This is a genomic window from Treponema sp. OMZ 838, from assembly GCF_000775995.1.
In the GTDB taxonomy this organism is placed as follows: Bacteria; Spirochaetota; Spirochaetia; order Treponematales; family Treponemataceae; genus Treponema.
Map to the genome: position 1 here is coordinate 144,720 of NZ_CP009227.1, position 23,383 is coordinate 168,102.

General features: G+C 45.5%; 21 protein-coding genes and 1 tRNA gene. 13 read left to right on the top strand and 9 right to left on the bottom strand.

Annotated features, from left to right (window positions below):
• Window positions 1–33: 33 nt before the first annotated feature.
• Window positions 34–1,215, top strand: a complete 1,182-nt coding sequence (gene pcnB / locus QI63_RS00630) for a polynucleotide adenylyltransferase PcnB (RefSeq protein ID WP_044012949.1) — start codon at window positions 34–36, stop codon at window positions 1,213–1,215.
• On the opposite strand, the gene QI63_RS00635 is transcribed toward pcnB, so the two are convergent.
• From QI63_RS00635 to QI63_RS00650, 4 genes are read right to left on the bottom strand one after another with little or no spacing between them, the layout of a single operon-like run.
• On the bottom strand, window positions 1,196–3,022 hold the full coding sequence (locus QI63_RS00635; RefSeq protein WP_044012952.1) for a TRAP transporter large permease subunit: 1,827 nt from the start codon (window positions 3,020–3,022) through the stop codon (window positions 1,196–1,198). The genes pcnB and QI63_RS00635 overlap by 20 nt on opposite strands.
• A 15-nt stretch (window positions 3,023–3,037) precedes the next feature.
• A complete protein-coding gene (gene dctP, locus QI63_RS00640; protein ID WP_044012953.1) occupies window positions 3,038–4,069 on the bottom strand; it encodes a TRAP transporter substrate-binding protein DctP in 1,032 nt (343 codons plus the stop codon).
• Window positions 4,070–4,107: 38 nt separating this feature from the next.
• Window positions 4,108–5,079 (bottom strand): TRAP transporter TatT component family protein, encoded by a 972-nt coding sequence (locus QI63_RS00645; protein WP_044012956.1) that lies wholly within the window; start codon window positions 5,077–5,079, stop codon window positions 4,108–4,110.
• 23 nt (window positions 5,080–5,102) lie between these two features.
• Window positions 5,103–5,360, bottom strand: coding sequence for a hypothetical protein (locus QI63_RS00650; RefSeq protein ID WP_044012959.1), 258 nt, complete (start codon window positions 5,358–5,360; stop codon window positions 5,103–5,105).
• 53 nt (window positions 5,361–5,413) lie between these two features.
• Between QI63_RS00650 and QI63_RS00655 the strand changes: the two genes are divergently transcribed.
• Window positions 5,414–5,740, top strand: a complete 327-nt coding sequence (locus QI63_RS00655; RefSeq protein WP_255347311.1) for a GNAT family N-acetyltransferase — start codon at window positions 5,414–5,416, stop codon at window positions 5,738–5,740.
• A gap of 134 nt (window positions 5,741–5,874) precedes the next feature.
• Here the strand turns inward: QI63_RS00655 and QI63_RS00660 are convergent, their stop codons facing one another.
• Window positions 5,875–7,179, bottom strand: coding sequence for an OmpA family protein (locus QI63_RS00660; RefSeq protein WP_044016856.1), 1,305 nt, complete (start codon window positions 7,177–7,179; stop codon window positions 5,875–5,877).
• A 304-nt stretch (window positions 7,180–7,483) separates the two neighbouring features.
• Entirely contained in the window at window positions 7,484–8,050 is a 567-nt protein-coding gene (locus tag QI63_RS00665) for a redoxin domain-containing protein (RefSeq protein WP_044012964.1), read from the bottom strand.
• A 123-nt stretch (window positions 8,051–8,173) separates the two neighbouring features.
• Between QI63_RS00665 and QI63_RS00670 the strand changes: the two genes are divergently transcribed.
• Both QI63_RS00670 and QI63_RS00675 read left to right on the top strand, forming a co-directional pair.
• Complete coding sequence (locus QI63_RS00670; RefSeq protein ID WP_044012966.1) at window positions 8,174–8,992, top strand: M23 family metallopeptidase; 819 nt, start codon at window positions 8,174–8,176, stop codon at window positions 8,990–8,992.
• Between the two features lie 28 nt (window positions 8,993–9,020).
• Complete coding sequence (locus tag QI63_RS00675) at window positions 9,021–9,932, top strand: selenium metabolism-associated LysR family transcriptional regulator (protein ID WP_044012968.1); 912 nt, start codon at window positions 9,021–9,023, stop codon at window positions 9,930–9,932.
• 44 nt (window positions 9,933–9,976) lie between these two features.
• Here the strand turns inward: QI63_RS00675 and QI63_RS00680 are convergent, their stop codons facing one another.
• From QI63_RS00680 to QI63_RS13395, 3 genes are all read right to left on the bottom strand, one after another.
• Window positions 9,977–10,780 carry a cytochrome c biogenesis protein CcdA gene (locus QI63_RS00680; protein ID WP_044012971.1) on the bottom strand — a complete coding sequence of 268 codons (804 nt, stop codon included), beginning with the start codon at window positions 10,778–10,780 and terminating at the stop codon, window positions 9,977–9,979.
• Window positions 10,773–11,402, bottom strand: a complete 630-nt coding sequence (locus QI63_RS00685) for a TlpA family protein disulfide reductase (protein ID WP_200877760.1) — start codon at window positions 11,400–11,402, stop codon at window positions 10,773–10,775. Before QI63_RS00685 ends, QI63_RS00680 begins: the two co-directional genes overlap by 8 nt.
• Window positions 11,403–11,588: 186 nt before the next feature.
• Window positions 11,589–11,720 (bottom strand): hypothetical protein, encoded by a 132-nt coding sequence (locus tag QI63_RS13395; RefSeq protein ID WP_255347312.1) that lies wholly within the window; start codon window positions 11,718–11,720, stop codon window positions 11,589–11,591.
• A 48-nt stretch (window positions 11,721–11,768) separates the two neighbouring features.
• Between QI63_RS13395 and QI63_RS00695 the strand changes: the two genes are divergently transcribed.
• The 9 genes from QI63_RS00695 (at window position 11,769) to QI63_RS00730 (ending at window position 22,924) form a co-directional block, all read left to right on the top strand.
• A tRNA-Arg gene (locus QI63_RS00695) sits at window positions 11,769–11,842 on the top strand.
• Between the two features lie 229 nt (window positions 11,843–12,071).
• Window positions 12,072–18,158, top strand: a complete 6,087-nt coding sequence (locus tag QI63_RS00700; RefSeq protein WP_044012980.1) for an Ig-like domain-containing alpha-2-macroglobulin family protein — start codon at window positions 12,072–12,074, stop codon at window positions 18,156–18,158.
• Between the two features lie 74 nt (window positions 18,159–18,232).
• On the top strand, window positions 18,233–19,846 hold the full coding sequence (locus QI63_RS00705) for an ATP-binding protein (RefSeq protein WP_044012983.1): 1,614 nt from the start codon (window positions 18,233–18,235) through the stop codon (window positions 19,844–19,846).
• A 20-nt stretch (window positions 19,847–19,866) separates the two neighbouring features.
• Complete coding sequence (locus tag QI63_RS00710) at window positions 19,867–20,100, top strand: DUF3791 domain-containing protein (protein WP_044016858.1); 234 nt, start codon at window positions 19,867–19,869, stop codon at window positions 20,098–20,100.
• Window positions 20,082–20,582, top strand: a complete 501-nt coding sequence (locus QI63_RS00715) for a DUF3990 domain-containing protein (protein ID WP_200877761.1) — start codon at window positions 20,082–20,084, stop codon at window positions 20,580–20,582. The genes QI63_RS00710 and QI63_RS00715 overlap by 19 nt, the downstream gene beginning before the upstream one ends.
• The gene (locus QI63_RS00720; RefSeq protein ID WP_044012986.1) at window positions 20,576–20,788 is read left to right on the top strand and encodes a DUF3791 domain-containing protein; all 213 of its coding nucleotides are present in this window, start codon (window positions 20,576–20,578) and stop codon (window positions 20,786–20,788) included. Before QI63_RS00715 ends, QI63_RS00720 begins: the two co-directional genes overlap by 7 nt.
• 472 nt (window positions 20,789–21,260) lie before the next feature.
• A complete protein-coding gene (locus tag QI63_RS13175; protein WP_235619816.1) occupies window positions 21,261–21,371 on the top strand; it encodes a hypothetical protein in 111 nt (36 codons plus the stop codon).
• Window positions 21,372–21,513: 142 nt separating this feature from the next.
• The gene (locus QI63_RS00725; protein WP_255347313.1) at window positions 21,514–21,867 is read left to right on the top strand and encodes a transposase; all 354 of its coding nucleotides are present in this window, start codon (window positions 21,514–21,516) and stop codon (window positions 21,865–21,867) included.
• A 355-nt stretch (window positions 21,868–22,222) separates the two neighbouring features.
• Window positions 22,223–22,924, top strand: a complete 702-nt coding sequence (locus QI63_RS00730; RefSeq protein ID WP_044012991.1) for a DUF2715 domain-containing protein — start codon at window positions 22,223–22,225, stop codon at window positions 22,922–22,924.
• Window positions 22,925–23,383: the final 459 nt, after the last annotated feature.

A 23,383-nucleotide genomic window follows, 5' to 3' on the forward strand; every position in this document is an offset into this window, starting at 1 on the left:
AATTGAAAATTCACGGCACAATACACCGTTGTAATGTTAGTAAGGTATACTCGAAATAATACGAATAAAAAGCTATCAAAAGCGCTTATATATACGGCAACGGAACACTCTATTGATCCCCGTAAGGTGGATAGCGAGGCTATCCGTATCATCAGCGGGCTGCATAACGCAGGTTATGAGGCTTACATTGTCGGCGGCGCTGTCCGTGATTTATTGATTGGAAAAACGCCGAAGGATTTTGATATTGCGACATCGGCGGAACCTGCCCGTATCCGCAAAATTTTTAAAAATTCCCGGCTCATCGGGAAGCGGTTTCGGTTGGTGCATATTTTTTACGGTTCTAAAATATATGAGGTTTCTACCTTCCGCTCAATCGAAGAAGGTTCCGTCGGCAATACATTCGGTACTATCGACGAAGATGTACGGCGCCGTGATTTCACTTTAAATGCGCTCTACTATGATCCGATAAAAAATATTATTGTCGATTATGTCGGCGGTGTGGAAGATATCCGCAAAAAACAGCTGCACCCGATTATCAATCTGTCGCATATCTTTGCAGAAGATCCGGTGCGGATGCTCCGTGCCGTCAAATACGCAACCATCACGGGCGCTGCAATTCCATTGCTACTCCGCTGCCGCATTCATCGCGATGCACCGCTTATTGAATATACCTCGCCTTCCCGTTTAACCGAGGAAATAAGCAAAATCCTCATGAGCGGTCATGCAGCAGAGATTCTTAAAATGCTTCTGCATTATCAACTTTTTCTCTATTTACAGCCTTCTGCATTTTCATTTATCGAAGATTCGCCCCATTTTTCCGAACACTATTTTGCAAGTATGGAAGAGCTTGACGGATTAATTGCAGAACACAAAATTCAGCGGCAGGGACAAGCACTGGTATACCTCATCCGTGATTTTTTACAACTGATTACCGATTGGGAAGAAGAACCGCGGGCGGTTTATAAGGCGGTATATGCCGAATGCCGCCATTTTGTCCTGCCGATGAATCCGCAACGAACGGAGCTTGAATATGCAGTAAAATACTGCCTCAGGAAAGGCGGCTTGGACATACGGCTTACCGGTACGGCAAAAACAAAAGAAGCCCCTAAACGCCGCCCGCGAGGCGCAATACGCCAAAATACTCCTACAAAGCAAGGCGGGCGGGCATCGGGAAAGCGAAAACCCGCATCTTCTCCTACCGAAGCAAAGCGGTAGTCAGCCACGGAATATACGTAACCAGCAACAAAATAATACTTTGAATACCAAGAAAGGGGAGAATATTCTTTACTATCTTAATAACCGGCTTATTGAACGTATAACTTGCGATAAATAAATCCATCCCAATCGGCGGCGTTAAAAAACCGAGCGCAAGGTTCATCAAAAAAATAACGGCAGTATGAATAGGATGAATACCAAAGGATTCGGCAATCGGCATAATAAGCGGCGAAACAACCAAAATCGCAGAATATAAATCCATAATACAGCCCACAAAGAGCAGTAGTATATTTAACAGCAGCAAAAACACATATTTTGAATGTATATACGTCTGCACGATGTCCGTTAAAATTGCCGGTATATTTGCATCAATCAAATAATAGGCCAATCCCTTCGCCGCACCAATGATAATAAGAACCCCGCCGGCGACAGGAATACTTTTCAATACAAAAGCAGCAGCCGTTTTCCATGAAAAATCGCGGCGAATAACAACTTCCAATACGCAGGTATAAAGCACAGTGAAAGCAGCCGTTTGAAGGAGCGAGAAAAGCCCTGAAAAATAGAGAACGATAATAAACACCGGCAGCAACAGCTCAAAAAAACTGCCGAAGAACGCTGTTTTCAGTACAGCCCATGAAAACGGTATCCGTGTTTTTGAACGATCCCGTATTACACCGATAACAATCATCGACAACGTAAGCAAGAGCCCCGGAAAAATTGCTCCTTTAAACACATCGAAGATATCAATGGTCATAATATTGGTTACGCCGAAGATGATAATTGCCATACTGGGCGGGAAAAGGATGCCAAGCGAGCCGGAGGCGGTAATAAGCGATTCGGAATCATCTTTTGAATAGCCGTTTCCGGTTAAAATAACACTGATAAGCGGGCCGAGTGCTAAAATAGTTACCCCTGATGCGCCGGTAAAAGTGGTAAAAAAAGTGAGGACGAGTACGGAAGCAATAACCACTCCGCCTCTTATCCAGCCGACACTATTGCGGACAAGTTCCATTAACCGCTTTCCGGCACTTCCTTCTGCGAGCAAACAGCCTGCAATGGTAAAAAGCGGAATGGCCGCGATACTTGTATCCGTTAAAATGTGATACATTTCCAGCGGAATCACATCGACATACCCGCCGCCTTGGCTGAATGCCGTATATGTAATTCCAAGCAATACGATAAAAAGCGGCAATCCGAAAAGCCCTGCGACAATAAGTCCCAGAACGAGCGGCACCATCAACGGAGCACTCAAAGACTGCCAAAATGAGGCGCACGCAGTAAAAAACGGGATGTCTTTTCCCAAGAGCGTATATACAATAACGGCAATAGAGCCGCAACTGATAAACAAACCGGCGGCAAGCCCTACCAAAGAGGAAACAAGAGAACTGCGCTTTTTAAAACATAAAAAGAGCTGGGCAAAAAACATCAGCGGCAGCGCAGCAAAGATAAACCGTACCGGCAGGCCCCATAAAAGATCGGAAGCGTCTATTACGACTAATATATTCGGGAAACAGGCAAAAAAGATTGCCGTAAGAACAGCTGCCGTTATACCGTTATTGATTTGACTGACAATTGTTTTAAGCCGATCGGACAGTTTAAGGTTAAAGACCTCGATATTCAACTGTTTGTGATCCGCGCTGGTAATCATACCCGCAAAGCACGCAAAAATAAAGACCGCATGGATAACCACCCGCTCTCCATCTAACACCGGAATACCGCCGACATCGCTGATGAAAAAAAATATAATCGGCAATACGACTAATATACCAACCAGAAAAAGTACGAATATATTGACAGTCTTTCTCATATTCTTATCGTACAGTTATTTACGCATCGGAGCAATGAGTTTTTGGATATTTTGATACATCTCCATATCAAATGCATTCGGAAATGCCCGATGGATATCATTAATATTCACACTGAACTCTTCTTCCCACTTCTTCAGTTCTTCCTTAGAAGGACGAATCATCGTAACCCCGCTTGCTTCCATTTTACGTACACAGTCGGCATCCGAATCATCAAGTGCATCGTTGAGACGTTTTCTTGCCTTTTCCATTGCTTCTTTCATCGCAGCATGATATTTCGTAGGAATTTTATTCCATGAAGCTTTTGAAATAACAAAACCAGCCATAATAGGACACAGTTTTGTATCAAGCGCATAGCTTATATCTTTGTAATACCCTCCGACATAGGCTAAAAGATGCACGGCAAAAAAACCGCTGATACCGTTCTTGCTTTTCAACATTTGAGAGAATTTTTGCGTAGGTACATCGACTACGTTAAAGCCGCTCAGTTTAAAGCTATCACTTAAAATAGGACTATCCAAACCGGCGACTGCCAATTTTATTTTCTTTAATTCGCCGAGTGTTTGGTAGGGTTCCTTTGTATAAAAAGAAAGCCATCCGACATTCGACCATGCGACCAATTCATAACCGGCCGCGTTAATTCTTGATTCTATTTTCTTACCGTATACACTGAGTGCTTTATCGAGTTCTTGCTGATTTTGGAGTAAAAATGGAAGTGCAAGTGTATAGATATAAGCATCGGGAACTAATTCATGCAAACCGATCATGGTAAAAATTGCTCCATCCAACGGAGCCTGCTGCCCGGGGCGCGCTGCTTTGAGTTTTTGAATACCGGCTTTTTCTCCGCCGAGGGTTGTCATATTATAGATTTTTACCGTTACCTGTCCGTCGGTAATACGATTCCATTCTTCTGCAACTTTTTTAAGCTCAATGTCCCATGGAGAACGGGCAGGAGCAACGGTTGCTATCTTTAATACGATTTCTTCAGCACTGACAAGAGCCGTTGAAGCAATAAACAATGTAACAAAGAGTGTCAAAATTTTTCTCACAGTATCTTCTCCTTGAATATAACTGATACACAGGTAAATCAATCACCTAAGAAGTAATCACCTTTCATTTTTTGCAGCCATCGAGCTTTTTCTTGGCTGAGGGTGATAGTAAGCTTATTATTCGGCTGGTTTGCAGAATCAATTTCCAATGCTTTGCGTAAGGCCTCGTCAAAACCGGCACTGTCCTGTGCAGGAATACAAAAGGTCTGTGCATAGAGGACATATACCGACGGCCGCTGCCCGCCGCTCAACTCCAGCGTTCTCTGATATGCATCTTCCGCTTTATCTGCACCTCCGCCCAAGGATTCAGGAGCAGCAGCATAAAAGGCCGTAAGAGTCTCCCAAATAGCACCGGCATTAAATCCAGGGTAAAGCGCTGCTGCCCGCTCAAGCATTGCTACAGCGCCCGGCACTGAGGTAAACACATCCGTATCCATCGGATCAAGAGCAAACGCCCCAAGAATACCGCAGCCTGCCCAATACAGCGATTCAACATCAGCGGCTTTACAACGTGTAAGGAAAGCAGCGCTTTTGTCTTCCGTATAATGTGCCATCGCTTCTGCGAATCCCTTGTAAGCGGTGTCAAGCGATTGCATCACATAATCGGCTCCGCGGAGATAAAATTTTTTCGCACGCAAATACTCAAGATTCTTTTTTTGGAACTGCGTTTCAGGGATGTAATCGGCAGGGGTTTGAACAAAAGCATTCGCATACATGATATAGAGAGAACCGGACATAACGGCCAATCCGCGGTGTTTAGGATTACTGAGGTGCAATGTTTCATACATTTTTAATACTGTCGGAAATACTTCCGAGACTAGCTTTACATCATCTTCACCGGTGAGGGCTGCCGCAGCATCAATTCCTCCCGAAGCATCACTTTTCGGTGCAGGGAAAGGTGCAAGGGTATTTGCAATACCGTTGAAAGCAATACGTTTAATAGAGCAGCCGCTCAAAAGCAGAAATAATCCCATTAGGTAAACGTATGTCTTTTTCAAATTCACATTCATCGGAAGTCTCTCCTTCTCGGTCTTTATTTAAGGGTTAATTCTTTTTGCCATTGATGAATAAAGGCTTCATAAGCGGCGATGGTTGCAGAAAGCACGATTTGCTGCACGGAACTCCGTCCTGTAGCATTATTACCATCAAAAACATAGAGCGAGTCGAGGATACCTTGTATATCGTCGATGGAGCAGCTTTGATCGGCAGCTCTCCGCCTGACAAGAAGACGGGTTTCATCATCGAAAACCTCTTGATATTTTTTATCTTCCCAGCCAACAATCTCGGACATAAAGCTGATTATAGAAGTTTTTATCGTTGAATGCAATATGATAGCTAGACATATTGAAATTTCTTTCTATTTTATGGCATACTGCTTTCCGCAAGGAGAATACGATGGAGTTTATACGCCAAGAAAATAGAATTTATGCCGAAAACGATACCGGAAAAGTTATTGCCGAGGTTACCTTCCCGCAGGAGAGTGATTCGACGGTTTGCCTCGACCATACCTTTGTTGATAATTCGTTGAGAGGTCAAGGCGTTGCCGGTAAACTTGTTAAAGAAGTCGTAGACTATGCTCAAAAGAACGGAAAAAAAATACGGCCTCAATGCTCGTATGCAGCTGATTGGTTCAATAAACATTCGGAATACGCGGATTTAGTCGCACATTAAAATTCAACGACTGTCACAATATGTTGGCAGTTGTAGAGCTCCAAGATATATTAATGAGCATCTCTAAAAACTCAGGTATAGCTTTTAGAGATGCTCTACAATCTTAAGCGGCAGGACAGTGCGGAAAATATCGGTTATTTTTCCAGCACCGTGATTTCAACACGGCGATTCCGTGCTCGGTTCGCTTCCGTAGTATTAGGCGCAATCGGTTTTTCCGCACCAAACCCGCGTGTAAAAACATGGTGTTGTTCTCTTACACCGAGTTCTACCAGATAATTTGCAACAGCCGCTGCCCGTTGCTCAGACAGCACCTGCCTTGCTTCAGCCGTACCTGCCAGCGCCGTATGTCCCGAAATTAATAGCTCATAATCGGGATATGCGCTCAACAGCTTTCCTATTTTTTCAATCTTTTCTTTTTCGGACGGACGAAGTCGTGCCGAATCGGGTTCAAATTGAATATTTTCAAGGCTTATCGTGATCCCCTCATCACTTTTTTCTACGGTTGTATTCGAAATACCCATATCCCGGATATGTTTATCGAGCATTTCCGCTATTTTTTCCTTGTTCATACGCTGCAGCATCGTAATTTCAGCCTGTGCGGTACCGCGATATTCTATTACCGCCCCCGTGTTTAACTCCATCATGATGGTAAATACTTCGTCATAATAGGGGAGCATACCTGCATTGCTATCCCAATAGAGGCGTTGCTTAGAATAGCCCATGGTACGGACAGGATACAGCATCGGCAATGTTGCGCTTCCGTTTCTTTTATTCTGGATATTTTTTAATGGAATATCATAATAAAGATCATAATTTACTTCTATTAACTGATAGGTTTTTCCTTCATGCTCGGCAAGACCTTTATATGTGTAAGTAACGTCGATAGGAACGACAAAAGGCTTTTGAATATTAAAGTTATCCCGCAGATCGTGTGCTTCGCTTGCAGTGTGCTGCCAACTTTCCCCTATTTTTACATCATGCTGAGGGAAAACCGGCACATTCCGCACCACCGGCATAAAATACTGTTCATCGATGGTGTAAATACCGAACTCATCTCGGCGGAATACGCTCGGATATTCGCGTCCCCACGAGAACGTCCTGTTGCTGTTTTGCTCACTTGTCATAAAAGTACAGGTATGAAGCGCGGAGGAAGGCTGTCCGTTTGATGCCGGTTGAACATCCGACACTTCCACGGTAACACGGTTGGTGATATAAGCCTGATGCGCAAATTGCCCGTTCAAATACACATCTTCAGTAACGGTAGAATTGATTCGGTAGGTATCCCCATCCCTAAAGTTGAACCGGAAGATTTCTGCATGCAGCGGAGATAATCCTCCTATTACAAAAAAAACGCTCAAAAAGAGAAGGCGTGAAAAACGCATCCGGGGAAAATGTTTAAGCCTGTTCATAGTACTCGAAAAAGAAAAAAGTAATTGCATACCGTACCCTAATATTTTCATAATTTTTTGTAAATATGTAACCTTTCTTTTTTGTCTGTTTAAGTGGTGTATATTGCGATACGTACTATCAAAGAGTATTCAATGTACCTCCTTTACAGTTGCCCTGTAGGATTTTTTCCTCCTTTTGCCTACAGGGTTTTTTCTTTTTCAAGCCCTCCAGATAATGAACACCTAGCATTCGCTTCAAAGCTGACAGTGCAGGTGAATTGAATGTTCACCACCCGTTATATATAAAAAACCTCTAAAAACCGTTGAGTTTTTAGAGGTTTGCAAGCAGCCGCTTTTAGATTTTTCCAACTAAGTCAATAGAAGGATACAGCGTTTTTTCACCGGGATGCCATTTTGCGGGACATACCTGATCGCCGTGTGCGGCAGTAAACTGAGCAGCTTGAACCTTGCGCAGTAATTCGGAAGCATCGCGACCGATACTGTTATCGTGTACTTCATACGCTCTAATGATACCGTCAGGGTCAATGACAAAAGAACCGCGGAGTGCGACCCATGTCTCAGGTACAAGGATACCCAACGAAGCAGCAAAAACACCCGCTTTATCGGCAATCATTTCATAAGGTAAAGCACTGATTGTTGCACTTGCATCAGCCCATGCCTTATGTACAAACTCGCTGTCGGTAGAGACGGAAAATACCTTGCATCCGATTTCTTGAAATTCGGGATACAGCTTACCTAAATCGGCTAATTCGGTCGGACACACAAATGTAAAGTCTGCGGGATAAAACATAAACACAGACCAATTACCCAACAACGATTTACTTGATACCGTGGTAAACTTTCCTTTGCAGTAGGCAGGCAGGGTAAAATCAATAATCTTTGTTCCGATTAAATTTTCCATAAAATGCTCCTATAACTTGAAATAATAATCGTTACGATGATAATGAAAGCCCCTCTAAATGTCTAGTACGCGCTAACCGCGGTATTGAGTTTTTTATGTAATCCGCCGATATTGTAGACGAATATGCCTAAGCGTTGTTATTCCGTCTGTCTTTTTATTTTTTCTCTTGCGGTGTTCTCCGTCCATTCATCAGATACGCTCCATATATTGGAGAAAGGCGAAACACTCTATGCACTCAGCCGCAAGTACTCGGTGCCGGTTGCTATCCTCCTAGAGCGGAATAACATTAGCGATGCGGGGAAAATTACGGTTGGGCAAAAAATCTATATTCCCGAAACATATACAATACAAAAAGGAGATACACTTTACAGTATTGCAAAAAAATTCTCCGTTACTGTCGAAGCTCTGAGGAAAGCGAATAGTCTTTCGGACTCTGCCGTCTTAAAAGTCGGAAAAATATTGATTGTGCCGGAAAGAGAAAAAACAGCCGTTGCTGCAGTTCCCAAAAATACTGCGACCACTCAACAAAATGCTCAAGCTTCATGGGAGGATCCGCGCTCTTACATAAAAAAATCAATCGATAAAAACCTGCTGTGGCCGGTTTCCGTTGTCGATATTTCGTATCTTTCCGGGAAACTCTACGGCGTTGCTATCGATTCGACAGCGAATGCTCCCGTACAAGCTATCGCTTCGGGGCGTGTCATTTCAATCGGTCCGCACCGAGGATACGGGCAGGTCATCTTTATTCAATCAAAAACAAAACACGTCTATGTATACGGAGGGTTGGCACAGATACTCCCGCAAGCGGGTGCGCATATTACCGTCGGTCAAAAACTCGGTACTCTTGCCGCAGACTCCCTCACCGGTACACCGCGTCTTTATTTTATGGTATACGCAAACAATAAACCGCTTGATCCTGCAAAGGCTCCGCGCGGCAAATAAAACCGTAGAGTTACCCGTTGGAGAAAATATGGAATTCAAGCACCTTGAAGTATTTGTAAAGCTGGTCGAAAACCTGAGCTTTTCTGCAGCGGCGGAAGAACTGAATATTTCGCAGCCGACGGTCAGCCTGCACATTAAGCAGCTTGAGGAAGAACTCGACACGCCGCTGTTTATCCGTTCCACGCGGGAGCTGAAAATTACGGAAGAGGGAACAATACTCTACCGCGAAGCAAAGGATTTGCTGCAACAGCGTTCGTCGCTTATCGATCGTTTTATCAATCCAAACCGAAAGATAGTACGGCTCGGCTCATCTACCATTCCGACGGGCTATATTCTCCCTTTTATATTAAGCCGGTTCAGAAGAGACCACCCCAATATTCTTATCCAAGTAGAAGAACAAAACAGCTACGAAACGATTAAGAGGATTTCCGCCCGAAAGGTTGATGCAGGAATTGTCGGCATGAAAACCGATGATGAAAACTGCGAATTCCGGCCGATTTATCAGGATGAGTTTGTCTTTATCACACCCAATATTCCCTATTATCGAGCTTTACAGCAGACAAAGCCTGATTTAAAGCGGCTCGCACAGGAACCGCTCATCGTACGGGAAAGCGGATCTGCGGTAAAGCAAAATATGGAACTCATGCTCAACGCTGCAAATATTTCTATAGAATCGCTCCATATTATCACCTCGATTAACAATATCGAAGTGATAAAGCGGCTCGTTGCGCAGGGAGCAGGTACTTCATTTATTTCCAAAATTGCCGTAGACGATATGATTGACCGCGGAGAACTGCTTGCATTCTCTCTTGAGCATATACCGCACCGATACCGCGATCTTTATCTTGTATGGAATAAAAAGATTACGCTTCCGGCATATTTGCAGGAGTTTTTAAACTGCGCTCTTGAATACTCTCAAAATAAGTTTTCAAAAAGTTGAGGGCATCTCTCTCTTTTAAGGATGCCCTTGAGTTTAAACAATCCCTAAACACCTTGGAACAGCAGCCAGCGGGCAAGTACACCGGCAATAGTGCTAAACGGAGGAGTTCCCGTCTGCGCATATTCTTCAAGCGCATAGCCTATCTTTACAAAGAAGGTTGTAATACTCGCTAAACCGGCAGTTACCATCAATATACCGAAGAAGATAATCAGCAATCCGGCAGTTATCTTAACTCCGCGCGTATGCCGCTTGAACCACTGCAACACCGGTTCCGCTTTATCAAAAAACAATCCTACCAACAAGAAAGGAATTCCAAGCCCGAGCGAATACGCCCCAAGCAAAAAGGCGGCTTTTGCGATATTACCTGCCTGAGCCGCAAAGAGCAGAATAGACGACAATATCGGCCCGATACAGGGACTCCATCCGGCGGCAAACAACATACCGAATACAAAAGCCTTTGAAAAACTTGCGGCAGTGTTCGGCGCCTGTGCTTTTATCTCTCCGCGTAAAAAAGGGATAAAATCGAAGAGCATATTAAGACCGAGCAGAATAACAACTACCCCAGCCCCCCGCATAATCATACGCGGTACGGAACTGCCGATAAAGCGTGCACCCGTACCGAAAAGAATAGCGAGCAGCACAAACACCACCGTGAATCCCAGTACAAAGCTGACACTTCGCAGAAAAAGGCGCATACGGCCGCTGCCGCCTTCACGGATTTCGGTCAAAGATTCACCGGAAATAAACGAAAGATAAACCGGAATGAGCGGCAAGACGCAAGGGCTTAAAAATGAAAGCAGTCCTGCAAAAAAAGCCCCGAACAGGCCGGGAAGAGAGGCACTACCCATCAGCCAGTTCCTTAAGCAGTTTTATCAATTCCGCTTGGTCATATTCCATCGCCCCGATACGCGCAGCAATAACCTTTCCTTCTTTATTAACCAGATAGGTAGAAGGGAGACCGCGTGCCGCAAAAATGGACGACAATTCGTTCGATTCATCCAAATAGATAGGGAATGTATACTTATTTTTTTCGATAAAAGACGCCACCTGTGAACGATGCTCACCGGCATCGACAGCTACGATCCGGAAGTTTGTACCGCTCATCTGCTTGTACAGACGCTCGATAGAGGGCATTTCGGCACGGCACGGCGGACACCATGTCGCCCAAAAATTGAGGAGCGTGATATTACCGATAAAATCGCTCACTTTGACAGACTCACCCTTAAGTGCCGGTATGGGTGCCGCTATCGGCAGATCAATCGGCTGGTCATACACATAAAACCCGAGCGAACTGAGTGCCGAGACGGGATCGGTATGTTGAGCCGCAGAGGTCGGCACTGCCGCAGAAGCAGCGGCGCTTGACTGAGCCCTCGAATCCGGCGTTGTAACAGGAGCGGCGGCCTGCGCTTGTTTCGCGGAACAGCCGAACGCAAAAATACTAAAAACAAGACATAAAGATAATATTTTCATGCACACAAAATAGTATATTTACGCCAAGAAGTCAAATATTCGGAATGATTTTTAATTAAATAATTCAGCAGCAGGGCAAATGCATTAGGTAGAGTAGAGCAAAAGTGCAAAATAATTGGGGCGACTAGAAACAGTCTGATGCGTTTGCACGATAGGTTCCTTAAAATTCAACAGTCGAACAAAATATCAATTTTTGAGACCGTTGAATTCGTGCGCGATAGCGCACACGTCAATAAGCGATGTTTGCGTAAGCAAACTCGCAGCGTTTTTCAGCCGCGCTATTTCAGCGGCTGAAAATAAACCTTGACTTTTTTTCACTCCTATTGTATACATATAACATATTTGCAGTGAACACTGCGAGTTCAAGAGATCGTAGCTCATTTGGATAGAGCAACTGCCTTCTAAGCAGTAGGTGGCGGGTTCGAATCCCGCCGGTCTCATCTTATCATCCCGCCGGCTTCCGATAGCAAAGATACTTCATATTATCTTTTTTACCTTTCATCTGCACAAATAATCAACTCAAAATTTTCTTCCGGGCGATTATCCCAATAGCCGTGAAATACCGTGTTGTATATTCACTGTGGCTCTTGTATAATAATAGAAGCATTTATAAACCTTTAGTTTTTAAGTGGCCCAACTACTGATGAGTTGAATGGAGTACAAAGAGCGATGAAAAAATCCGGTATTGTTTTAATGATTATAACCCTGGCAGCCCTTATCGCCGGCTGCGGCAAAGGTTCAAGTTCGGGCGATGCGAATCAAAAAGCGTATATCGCAAAGCTGCAAGAACAGACGCAGCGCAAGTACAATGATCCGAATATTTCGGATTTTGAAAAGCAGTTTTTACCGCAGTATGCAATAGAAACGCCCGAACCCGAACAGAACTCCAAGATACCGGCGTTTAAAGCGCCCGCGCCGCAATCATCGGCAAAAGATGTCTCGGTTATTCCCGGAGTACGGGCGCTTACGGCATATAAAACCTCCTATACGCCTCAATTGACGGCAGAGACCGGCGAGCAAACGAAAGGCGTAGCGGAAACCATCGATCTCCCGCAGAGCGGAGCGCTCACGGTTGCCGATTGGGGACCAAAAGGCAAGATTCCCGCGGCGGTAACCTCGCCGTCCTTTTATGTCGTGTTCTCGCTGCCGGTTAAGGCAATCGGCGCCCTCGGCAAACCGGAAACGGAGTCTCCATACCTATCGATTAGTCCTGCCGTAAAAGGCATATTCCGCTGGTACGGCTCGCGGTACCTTGCTTTTGAACCTGAAGAAAACCTTAAACCCGGACAGAAATACACGATAACCGTTAAAGACAGCGTACGGGCGCTCAACGGAAAACAAATAGAAGGGAAAAGACAGTTCACCGTTACCAGCGAAGTGCTCCGAATCACCTATTCTCAGCCCGGCTATATGCTGCGGAAAAACTCCGACCGGTGGATACCCATCAACACCGACAACCTGATTCCGGAAGCGGCAAACGATGTGCAGCTCAGCTTCAATTATCCGGTTCAGCCTGCCGAACTGCAATCGATTCTTTCCGTATCGGTACAAGAAGCCGGAAAACAAGCGGTTCCATACCGCTATACCGTCACCCGCCCCGAAGGGGAAAACGACTTTACCGTATTGGTGAATATCAATGGAAAAATCCCCTTTAATGCAACGGTTACCGTAGCGGCAAAGCGTCCGGACGGTTCTCTCACCACGGCGCAATACCATACGCTCAAGCCGTTTACCTGCAAGGACGCATCGGTTTATCATAACGACTACGGCTATAAAAACCCGATAGCCCTCCGGTTCTCCCATCCGGTAGATAAAAAGACCGTACTCAACAATATTTCCATAAAACCGGCGCTTACATTCGGTGAAAAAAACATCGAAGTGCACAATGCAACATCGTACTATTCAACCGTACTTATTCACGGCTTGCCGGTCGCACCCCAAGAAACATACACCGTTACCGTACAAAACGGCATAAGGGATACCTACGGCAGAGCTCTTGCCTCCGCAGCGTCCTATACGGTTACCGTTCCCGATGCGCCGAGCTTTGTGCAGTTTACCGATACGGGACATCTGATGCTGGAAGCGGCGTATCCGCATAAATACCTGTTTGAATATCAAAATATCCTTTCCCCGTCGGACTATGCAATCGCAAAAACCGGCAACCCGCTTAATCTTTCCAGCTGGGGAGATGCATACAACCGTTCAAAGGCTATAGCCTTAAACGCATCAGTGCGGAATAAACGGCAGTTTGAACTCGCCGACCTTGACCCCTACCTTGAAAACGGCAAGGGATTTGTACGAATCGATTCGGCAGTAACGCTCCCGCCTTATTCAGCACGAGATAAAAAACCGTGGGTCAGCCGCCGAACTTCGACCGTGCAGGTAACGGACATCGGCATTACCGTCCGTTCCGCGCTCAATAAAACCGTCGTGCTGGTTTCTAAGCTCTCGACAGGGGAACCCGTTGAAGGCGCTTCGGTATACCTGTACGACGCAAAAACCGATAAGGATGAAGCGGTCAGCCCCGAAGAAGGTGCGCAAGAATCCTTTGCCTCCGGCACCACCGATAAAGAAGGGCTTGCCGTCCTTCCATACGGAAGTAACAGTATCCGCTTCTTCCGCAACGCGAAAAATTATGCTGCCGTATTTGTAGAAAAAGACGGAGATAAAGCTGTTTTCTATCCGCATACCCACAGCCCGTGGCGCTTCGATATTCCTGCAGCGTACTATCCGTCGGAAGTTGCTGAAACACATCAGCGGACATTCCTTTTTTCAGACAGAGGGCTGTATAAACCCGGAGAAACGGTCTCGTTCAGAGGTATCGACCGCACACAAACATTCAATACCTTCACGCCGTACGAGGGGCAGTACATCGTTACGTTATCCGGTTATTCATCGGAAGGTGATGAGGTCGACGTTGCAGAACAAGAAGGTACCTGTACCGATTCGGGGAGCTTTTGGGGAGCATTCGAGTTACCGGAAGATTTAGCGCCCGGATCTTACAGCCTGACCTACCGGCGGGCTGACGATGCAAACAGCCGAACGCAGGAATGCCCCATCACCGTCGCATATTTTGAAAAGCTGAAATTTCAGGCGGAAGTAACTATGCCGCAGCAGCCGGTCATTATGGGAGATACCGTCAAAGCGGCAGTATCCGCCTCGTACCTTTCGGGCGGGGGGCTTGGCAAGGCTGCATACAGCGGAAGCTGGATGCGTCAAGGCGCCTCTTTCAGCCCTCAACATACGGCATTAAAGGACTATCGGTTTGGAGTAGAAGGCTACGGTATCGATCATGTTGCATCGTTTTCCGGAAAACTGTCGAACACGGGTACGGCGGAACTTTCCTGCCAAGCGGCGGCTTCGGAAGGCATTATCGGCCTCCCCTATCGCTACAGCGCCGAGGTTTCGATAACCGACATCAGCAATCAGCAAATTTCCGCACGGAATACCGTTATGGTGCATCCGGCAGCGCTCTACATCGGGCTTGCACGGCCTGAAAACCTTACCGGCTTTGCGCAAAAGGGGCAAAAGCTCACCTTCCCGTTCATCCTCGCCTCCCCCGACGGCAATCCGCTTGGCGACACCAAACCAGCCGCGGGAGATTTTACCGTTGAGCTAATTAGGGAAAACTGGAAACTCGTGCAGGAGCGCGGTTCGGGCGGAAGCATTTACTCAAACTACGAAAAAGAAAACATCACCGAGCATACGGCAACCGTGAAACCCGCTGCAAAGGGAACGGTACAGGTAACGCCGAAAAATGCCGGTTCATATATTCTGAGCATGAGCGGAACCGATACCGCAGGGCGGAAATTCAAAACCGATTACCGCTTCTATGTTACCGGATCAGGAGCGAGTTTTTGGGATCGCGATTATGAAGATGCAGTGCGCCTAACGCCCGACCAATCGCTCTACAACCCCGGCGACACCGCCCGCATTTTGATGCAAAGCCCGCTCCCTGCGGGAAGATACCTCATCACGGTAGAGCGCGAAGGTATTTTTACGGAAGAAGTCCGCGAACTCGACGGGAATACGCAAGTTTTGGAAATCCCCATCGCAGGCAACTATGTTCCCGTGGTGTATGTCGCGGTGTCGTCGTATTCAGTACGGACAAAGGAGCCGCAGCACAAGCACGGTGAACTTGACCTTGATAAGCCGAAAGGCATTTTCGGTATGACGCCGATCTTTGTAAATGCCCGCGTTAAAGCATTCTCCGTCGAACTCGCCGCGGATAAGTCCGTGTACAAGCCCGGAGAAGAAGCAACCGTTACGCTAACGGCGACAAGAGGCGGTAAGCCGCTCGCCAATGCGGAACTCACCCTGCTTGCCGTAGACCGCGGTGTCCTCGATTTAATAGATTATCACGTGCCCAATCCGCTTGATTTCTTCTATGATCCCGATAATTTCCAGCTCGACGTCATCGGCGGAGATTCCCGGGCGTGGCTGATGGATCCCGTTATGGAGGAAGCGAAAACCCTTGCAGGCGGCGATTCGGACGGCGGGAAAGGGGATGATGAAGCGGAACGCAGCAACTTTAACCCGACCGCGGTATTTATTCCTATCTTAAAGACGGATTCAAACGGTAAGGTGACGGCAACCTTTAAGCTGCCGGATACGCTGACCAGCTACCGGCTTACCGCCGTCGGAGCCCATACCGACCTTTTTGCCCTGCACGAAGAAGAGATTACCGTGCAGAACACCGTCAACATTCTGCCGGTTATGCCCCGCCGCCTCCGCGAACGGGATACTGCAGAATGCGGCGTCCTCATTTCCAATGTGGACACCCGCGCTCACACCATTACGGTAGGAGCCTCGGTTCGTGCTGCTCAGACACAAGACGGTACGGCCGATACTGCCGGCGATCGCACAGTGACAGACAACGCCTTTATCGACGGGGAAACAACGCATACGGTTACCGTTGCAGGCGGGCAGCAGGCTGCGGTCTACTTTGATATTGCAGCGGTAAAGGCGGGCACGGTAGAGGCGGTGTTTACCGTTTCTTCCGATGCGCTCAAAGAAAAACTGATACAACCGCTTGTTATCGAACGACCCTTTGTCTTTGAAACCGTAACTTCAACCGGCGCTATCGCAAAAGATGAAACCGAAGCAGCTGAGGGGCTGATCATTCCGTCTATGGCAGATGAAAATACCGGATCGCTCAGTCTGACGCTGGATTCAAGCGGACTCGGTGCGCTGTCATCGGCTATCGATTACGTATTCGACTATCCGTTCCTCTGCATGGAACAGCAGTCCGCCCGTATTCTGCCGCTCGTCCTGTTTGAAAACTACATCGACGTATTCTCGCTTAAAAGTAAGGTACCGAATGTCCGGCACACGGTCAAAAAAACGATGGCGACATGGGCGCGGGAACAAACATCCGAAGGCGGCTTCCCCTACTGGCCGGGCGGCCGGTACACGGATTTTTATGTCAGTTTACGAATTGCGCATATCTGCGCCGCCGCACAGCAGCGCGGATACAGCCAAGATGATATTGCCGTCAATACAAAAAAACTGACCGACTATATTCGCTCGCAGCTGCTTGCAAATAGGAAAGCACTCTCGCCGTACTTACAAGCCTACGCCTGCTTTGTACTGGCAATGAACAACGCCGGTTTTGATGAGAGCATTTTGACGGCAGTTCAGGCACGTGTGATTCCTCAGCTGGAAGACTACACTGCGCAGCCGAATGATCTTGCTGCCCTTGCATTGCTAAGCTTAACCTACACGCAGCGGAACCGCGCCGGAGATGCAGCGAAGGCGGCGAAGTGCACGGAACGGATTATAAACTCCTGCCGCTTTACCACCCGCAGCGTATCGCTCGCGGTGCCGCCGTTACAAGGCTACCGATTCTGGTACGGGAACGACCTTTCCCTCGACTTGGCGCTTATTCTGCAGAGCTTGGTAAAAGCGGCGCCCGACCATAGCCGCGAGGATGCGGTACGGGCAGTGCTGTACACCCTGCTCCAGCGTCAAAAGGGCGGTTATTGGCAAAATACGGCAACTACCGCTCACGTACTGGAAGCAGTGTACGAATATATTCAGTATGCACAGCTTGATGCTACCGACCTCACCGCTGCGGCATCACTGCCCGGCGGAGACCTGCTCACCGCGGCGCTCAAAGGAGCGGCAGCAAAACCGGCTTTCCAAATGTTCTCCTTTAAAGAACAGCCGGTGTCGGAAGCAAAGCGGGATACCCTGCTGCCGCTCCGCTTTACCAAAACCGGTACGGGACAGCTCTACTACACAGCCTCGCTTGCGTATGCACTGCCGCAGGAACGCCAGAAACCGCGCGACGAAGGACTCGGCGTTTCCTGTACTATCCGCGACATCGCCGCAGATAAAATCGTAACGCCGAATTCGGAGAACAGCTCGATGATCACCCTCGAAAGCGGCAAAACCTACGAAATGGCAATCCGCCTCTCGTCGGGAAAGGACTATACGTTTGTCGCACTGCGGGCGCCCATTCCGTCAGGCGCGGAAATTTTAGACGCAGCCTTCGTTACCACCGCATCAAACGATTACGAGGAAAAAGATACGGAAGAGCCGTGGACTGATTGGCGGGATCCAAGTAAGCAGCAGATATACGACAACGAAGTTCAGTATTTCTGGAACAGTTGGGACAAAGGCGGCACCACGGTACGCTTTAAGTTCCGCGCAGCCCGCCGCGGCGTATTCCCCTGCCCGCCCGCAACCGCCGAGTGTATGTACGAAAACGAAATCTTCGGGCGAAGCGGCGGAATGCTGTATGTGATTAAGTGATGGATATACCGGCAGGATAAACGTATCAGACTGAGTAAATTGCGGAACGGCAATAACCGTGCTATAATACCGGTATGAACTTTTCACGAAAACTGCCGGTCGGCATACAGAGCTTTAAGGTCTTACGGAATGACCGCTATCTCTATGTAGACAAAACAGAGTATCTTGCGCGATTAGTAACCGGCGGTCGAGTCTATTTTCTCAGCCGCCCGCGCAGGTTTGGGAAAAGCCTTTTTCTTTCAACACTCGCAGCATATTTTCTTGGCCAAAAAGAACTGTTTAAAGGCCTGTATATTGAAAACGCCGAGGAAGAACAAGCGGAGTTCGAACAACGGGCAGCATGGGAAGCATATCCGGTATTGTATCTGGATTTTAATACGGGCAACTATATAGAATCTGATGAGCTCGGTATGAATCTGAATAGTCATCTTTGCAAATGGGAAAAACTATATGGGGTTGAACCATCCGAACAAAATTTTGCACTCCGTTTTGCCGGTATTATTACACGAGCCTGCCAACAAACCGGTAAGCAAGTCGTCATCCTCGTAGACGAGTACGATAAACCCTTGCTGCAAACCATGGGGGTAAATGAAACACTGAATGAACACTATCGCAATACCCTTAAAGCATTTTACTCCGTGATTAAAACCTGTGATCAATATATCCGTTTTGCCTTTTTAACTGGGGTAACAAAGTTCAGTAAAATCAGCATTTTCAGCGATTTGAATAATCTCCGCGATATATCGATGGAAAAACAATATGCCGGTCTCTGTGGTATCACACAAACAGAACTTGAAACGAACTTCCAGCCGGACATACAGGTACTTGCCGATGAGCAAAACCTCACGTATCAAGAAGCATTGGCAGCCTTAAAGCAGTGGTATGACGGCTACTTGTTCCACCCTGCAGGAGAAGGGATGTACAATCCCTATAGTGTACTCAGTGCATTAGTCAAAAAAGAAATTAAAAGCTACTGGTTCAGCACGGGAACTCCGACATTTTTAGTTAATTACCTCAAAGAAGCACACTATTATATTCCCGACTTGGATGGAAATGTTGAACTTGATGAAGATGGCTTACAAACCTATCGGGCTGTTGCACAAGATACATTACCGATTCTATTTCAAGCAGGGTATTTGACGATTAAAGAATACATCAGCGATTTAAGACTCTACCGGCTGGGCTTTCCGAATGATGAAGTACGGTACGGCTTTTTGCATAACCTTTTACCAGCATACTCTGACGTACCATTCGGGCAAACAGGGGTATGGGTAGGACGCTTTGTACAAGATATCCGCAAGGGCAATGTGGATGAATTTATGGAGCGGATGCAAGTGATTATCTCAAGCATACCGTATGATGATTTCCCGAAAGAAAAGCTGAAACTGCGGGAACAAAACTATCAAACTGCCGTTTACCTTGTCTTTGCGCTGATGGGACAGTTTGTACAGACGGAAGTACACTGCGCTACCGGGCGTGCGGACGCCGTGGTTATTACTGTCGATACTGTTTACATCTTCGAGTTTAAGCTCACCGGTAACGGCAGTGCAGAAGACGCACTCAATCAGATAGAAGAGAAAGAATATGCAGCAAAATATCAGGTAGACGATAAGAAGATTGTGCTGATAGGAAGTTCGTTTGACGAAGATGCACGCACAATAAGAGATTGGCAGATAGCTAATGGGTAATGAGTGGCAGTAGGTTACAAATGAGTGATCGAATTAAAAACGCGGATGAACTTGAATTTGCGATATTCTGTATAGAGAACCTTGCTATCCGCTTAAAAACGGATGCCGAGCATATCTATACGGCGCTCGCAGAGTCGAGCAGTTTTCTCTACGACTATATTGTTGCACATTATGATGTACTACATACTCAGGATAAGGAATACATCATCAATGATATACTTGAGGCGATGGATCAATGCGGGATAAAAGTATAATCGTGTATCACGGCTCTGATCGGATTATTGCTCAGCCTGACACCGAGCACTCGCGGCTTAGAGTGGATTTCGGCAAGGGATTTTATACCACACCGTTTTATGAGCAAGCAAAAAAGTGGTGCGAAAAATATACAACACGGCGGAAAAACGGGATCATCTCATACTACGAACTTGATGTGTCTGTTTATAAAGAATGCGCGGTTCTCTCTTTTGAAGCCTATACCGAAGCATGGCTTGATTTTATTTTGAACTGCAGAGCCGGTACTATGCCAAGTGATTATAATCGATATGATATAATTGAAGGCGGAATTGCAAATGATAAGGTATTTAATACGGTGGAACTTTTTTTTGACGGATTGATTGATAAAGCAGAAGCGCTAAAACGGCTGCAATACGAAAAACCGAATTGGCAGATATGCTTTAAAACGCAGTCCATTATTGATACGTACTTACAGTACAAAGGATTTTATAGCATATGTTAGCACATCCTGTTCTGCTGCAAAAAAAATATGCACGGGTTATCGCTCTGTATGCCGAAAAAGAGCATATCAGTTTAGATGCAGCCTTACAAAAATTCTATCATTCGGTAACATATAAATTGATGAAAAACGGCATTTCCGATATGCATTGCATGAGCGACGACTATCTTACGGAGGAATTGAAGGCGGAAGATATACAAAAGAAGTAGTGAGCCGGTTACCTTGCAGGGATATTCTGTAAAATCGATTTTACTTGTTTATAGAATTATTTTCCCTAGAACGCTCCCGATTCTTTTTCCACGCCTTAAATTCTTCATACTCCTTTTTTTCATCCTTTATTTTCTGATTAGTATTTGTAAAATACATGATAGCAAATACGATACATACCGGAATACCGATAAAAAACAGTATTCCGAATATCGGAAATTCGAACCATGAAATAATCCATAGGGCACCTCTAAAAACCTCTTAAAAAAGATGTAAAAAATGCTAAAGTAGAAGCATGAAAGGCAGAGGCTTATTTGATGAAGAAGAGCGGTTTAAGGTATTGAGCAAGCTCGGAGACAACCTTGAGAGACTAAATAAAAAATAAATTGGGAACTATTTAGACCGATTCTAAAGAAAGCGTTACAAAAAGAATCGAAAGGTCTTGGCGGAAGACCGGCGTATGATTATGTGATGATGTTTAAGATCGTCATTTTACAAAGATTATACAGCGCTTATTTTAGGCAATGCAGATCTCAAGGCAGTATGCAAAGACCTAAAAGAAGTATACTCAGCCATTACAGCTGATGCCGGGCATGATGCATTGGAAGCATTCGTGAAGAAATGGAAGGTATAAGTAGGCCGTCTGAAATAGCGCCGTCCAACTTAACCGTCGAGTTTGCATAAATGCAAACCTCGCTTATTGACGTGTGCGCTTTTCGCGCACGAATTGAACAACTTCAAAAGTTCACACTTTGGAAGTTGTTCAATTTTATGGGATGACAAATACCCGATGATCCAGGCGGCGTGGGAGAGAAACTGGAATGAGCTCATCGAGTTTTTCAATTACCCGATGGACATACGAAAAGCCATTTACACAACAAACGCTATTGAGTCGTTGAACTTCAGCTTAAGAAAAATCACGCGCAATAAATCAAGTTTTCCAGATGACGATTCGATTTATAAGGTGATGTATTTGGCGATACGGAATGCGAGTAAACGCTGGACGATGCCGATCAGAAATTGGGCATTAGCAGTAAATCAGTTTGCCATACTATTTGACAAACGGGTTCCAATCTGCTAATACGTATATATCCATTTACACAATTTTCCTGATAGGCCCAAAAATTCGTCATATTCACGCTTCGTTTCCAGCTCATCAAGGCTATCTGTTAATTCGTCTCATCCCATGGTTATCAGCTTAGTATATTTTTTAAGCCTTAAACATCCTTTTTTTCAAAAATTGATTTCCGTGTTTTTTGGGGTAATACTTCTTCTAATTTATATAAGAATTAAATAGACTCTTCAGAAAGCTTGCTATTACCTTTAAGATTTTGTATAATTGGAGCAGGTTCCGTTATCAGAGTTTAAAATATGATACTAGGTTCTATTTTATATATGTTATAAATAGAAAAAATGTGTTTTATAGGAGGTTAATTATGAAGCATAAGAAGATGGTTTTGGTTCTTTCGCTTGCATCTGCTGTTTTTGCATTTGCAGATTTTTCGATTTCGTTCGGTCCTGCCTTTACGAATTATTTTGTTCACAGTAAAAACGAAGGCGATGTCGCTACATTGGGTTCAGCTAATTTAGAAAATGCAGTAAAAAATCTTACAAATGAAAGCAACAATGCGGCTGGAATCGCAGTGGATCTGAGAGCCGAATTTTTTTATCTAATGGCTCAAATTGCCTTTCCCGGAAAGAGCCATAAGGATTTGTTTAATAATGTAAGCAGCGAGACAGCAAATTTTATAAAAAAGAGTCCTGTTATATTCGATAGTCAGATTGGAGCAGGTTATACATTTTTTAAAAAATCAAGGTTTAACCTCTTTGTAGGCGGCGGCTTAGGTTTAAATGCGATGAGCTCGACGGAAACTGCGAAGATAGGACCTCTTAACGCATCATACGAAAAGTTGGATGTTATGTTCGGTTTAGGTGCAAATATTTTAGCAAGTTTTTATTTTACCGATATGATAGGCATTTACGGCGGCATAGCTGATACTTTCTATTTTGTACCCTTAAAGGTTGAAAAAACTTTCAAGCTTGGCAGTACATCCATCAATGTTTCAAATAAAGATAAGCTAAAAGATATTCTTGCTAACAGTGTAAACTTAAAGTTAGGTCTTTCGCTAAAGTTCTAATTTTAATTGTTTTACGCAAAAAGGCAGCCCATTAAATGAGCTGCCTTTTTTATTGAGCAAGAGCTTTATTTTACGAAAAACTTACCATAGGTAAATACAGCAACATACAAATGAGCAAAATCGCTGATTGGATACATAATTATGACGTATGTTTTGCTATAAAACTGCCAATCAGATGTATAGGAAAACCTCTAAAAACTTCCGTTTTGAGAGGTTTTCTGTAGATTTAGGTTGCCGTCATAGCCGTAAAGCACTTGCCGGTTTGCGGTTTAAACTTACAGCATAGGTGTGTGCGATAATATTGTTGCGTTTGAGTGATTCTGAACGAAATCCATTTAAGAATCTGATGTACGAAGAGGATCAGCCCGATAGTCTCAACACTATAATCCAATTTTTATGTGTGGCGTAACAAAAGGTATTCAAAGTGGCCGCAACAACTTCACCAAAGTTGATCAAGGA

What these genes read in the sequence shown, in the direction of transcription:
- QI63_RS00635 (WP_044012952.1), bottom strand. Translation starts at nt 3,022, where the DNA reads ATGAGAAAGACTGTCAATATATTCGTACTTTTTCTGGTTGGTATATTA.
- QI63_RS00685 (WP_200877760.1), bottom strand. Translation starts at nt 11,402, where the DNA reads ATGAAAATATTATCTTTATGTCTTGTTTTTAGTATTTTTGCGTTCGGC.
- pcnB (WP_044012949.1), top strand. Translation starts at nt 34, where the DNA reads ATGTTAGTAAGGTATACTCGAAATAATACGAATAAAAAGCTATCAAAA.
- QI63_RS00705 (WP_044012983.1), top strand. Translation starts at nt 18,233, where the DNA reads ATGAACTTTTCACGAAAACTGCCGGTCGGCATACAGAGCTTTAAGGTC.
- QI63_RS00650 (WP_044012959.1), bottom strand. Translation starts at nt 5,360, where the DNA reads ATGTCCGAGATTGTTGGCTGGGAAGATAAAAAATATCAAGAGGTTTTC.
- QI63_RS00665 (WP_044012964.1), bottom strand. Translation starts at nt 8,050, where the DNA reads ATGGAAAATTTAATCGGAACAAAGATTATTGATTTTACCCTGCCTGCC.
- QI63_RS00660 (WP_044016856.1), bottom strand. Translation starts at nt 7,179, where the DNA reads ATGCAATTACTTTTTTCTTTTTCGAGTACTATGAACAGGCTTAAACAT.
- QI63_RS00720 (WP_044012986.1), top strand. Translation starts at nt 20,576, where the DNA reads ATGTTAGCACATCCTGTTCTGCTGCAAAAAAAATATGCACGGGTTATC.
- QI63_RS00700 (WP_044012980.1), top strand. Translation starts at nt 12,072, where the DNA reads ATGAAAAAATCCGGTATTGTTTTAATGATTATAACCCTGGCAGCCCTT.
- QI63_RS00675 (WP_044012968.1), top strand. Translation starts at nt 9,021, where the DNA reads ATGGAATTCAAGCACCTTGAAGTATTTGTAAAGCTGGTCGAAAACCTG.
- QI63_RS00680 (WP_044012971.1), bottom strand. Translation starts at nt 10,780, where the DNA reads ATGGGTAGTGCCTCTCTTCCCGGCCTGTTCGGGGCTTTTTTTGCAGGA.
- QI63_RS00730 (WP_044012991.1), top strand. Translation starts at nt 22,223, where the DNA reads ATGAAGCATAAGAAGATGGTTTTGGTTCTTTCGCTTGCATCTGCTGTT.
- QI63_RS00670 (WP_044012966.1), top strand. Translation starts at nt 8,174, where the DNA reads ATGCCTAAGCGTTGTTATTCCGTCTGTCTTTTTATTTTTTCTCTTGCG.
- QI63_RS00645 (WP_044012956.1), bottom strand. Translation starts at nt 5,079, where the DNA reads ATGAATGTGAATTTGAAAAAGACATACGTTTACCTAATGGGATTATTT.
- QI63_RS00715 (WP_200877761.1), top strand. Translation starts at nt 20,082, where the DNA reads ATGCGGGATAAAAGTATAATCGTGTATCACGGCTCTGATCGGATTATT.
- QI63_RS13175 (WP_235619816.1), top strand. Translation starts at nt 21,261, where the DNA reads ATGTTTAAGATCGTCATTTTACAAAGATTATACAGCGCTTATTTTAGG.
- QI63_RS00710 (WP_044016858.1), top strand. Translation starts at nt 19,867, where the DNA reads ATGAGTGATCGAATTAAAAACGCGGATGAACTTGAATTTGCGATATTC.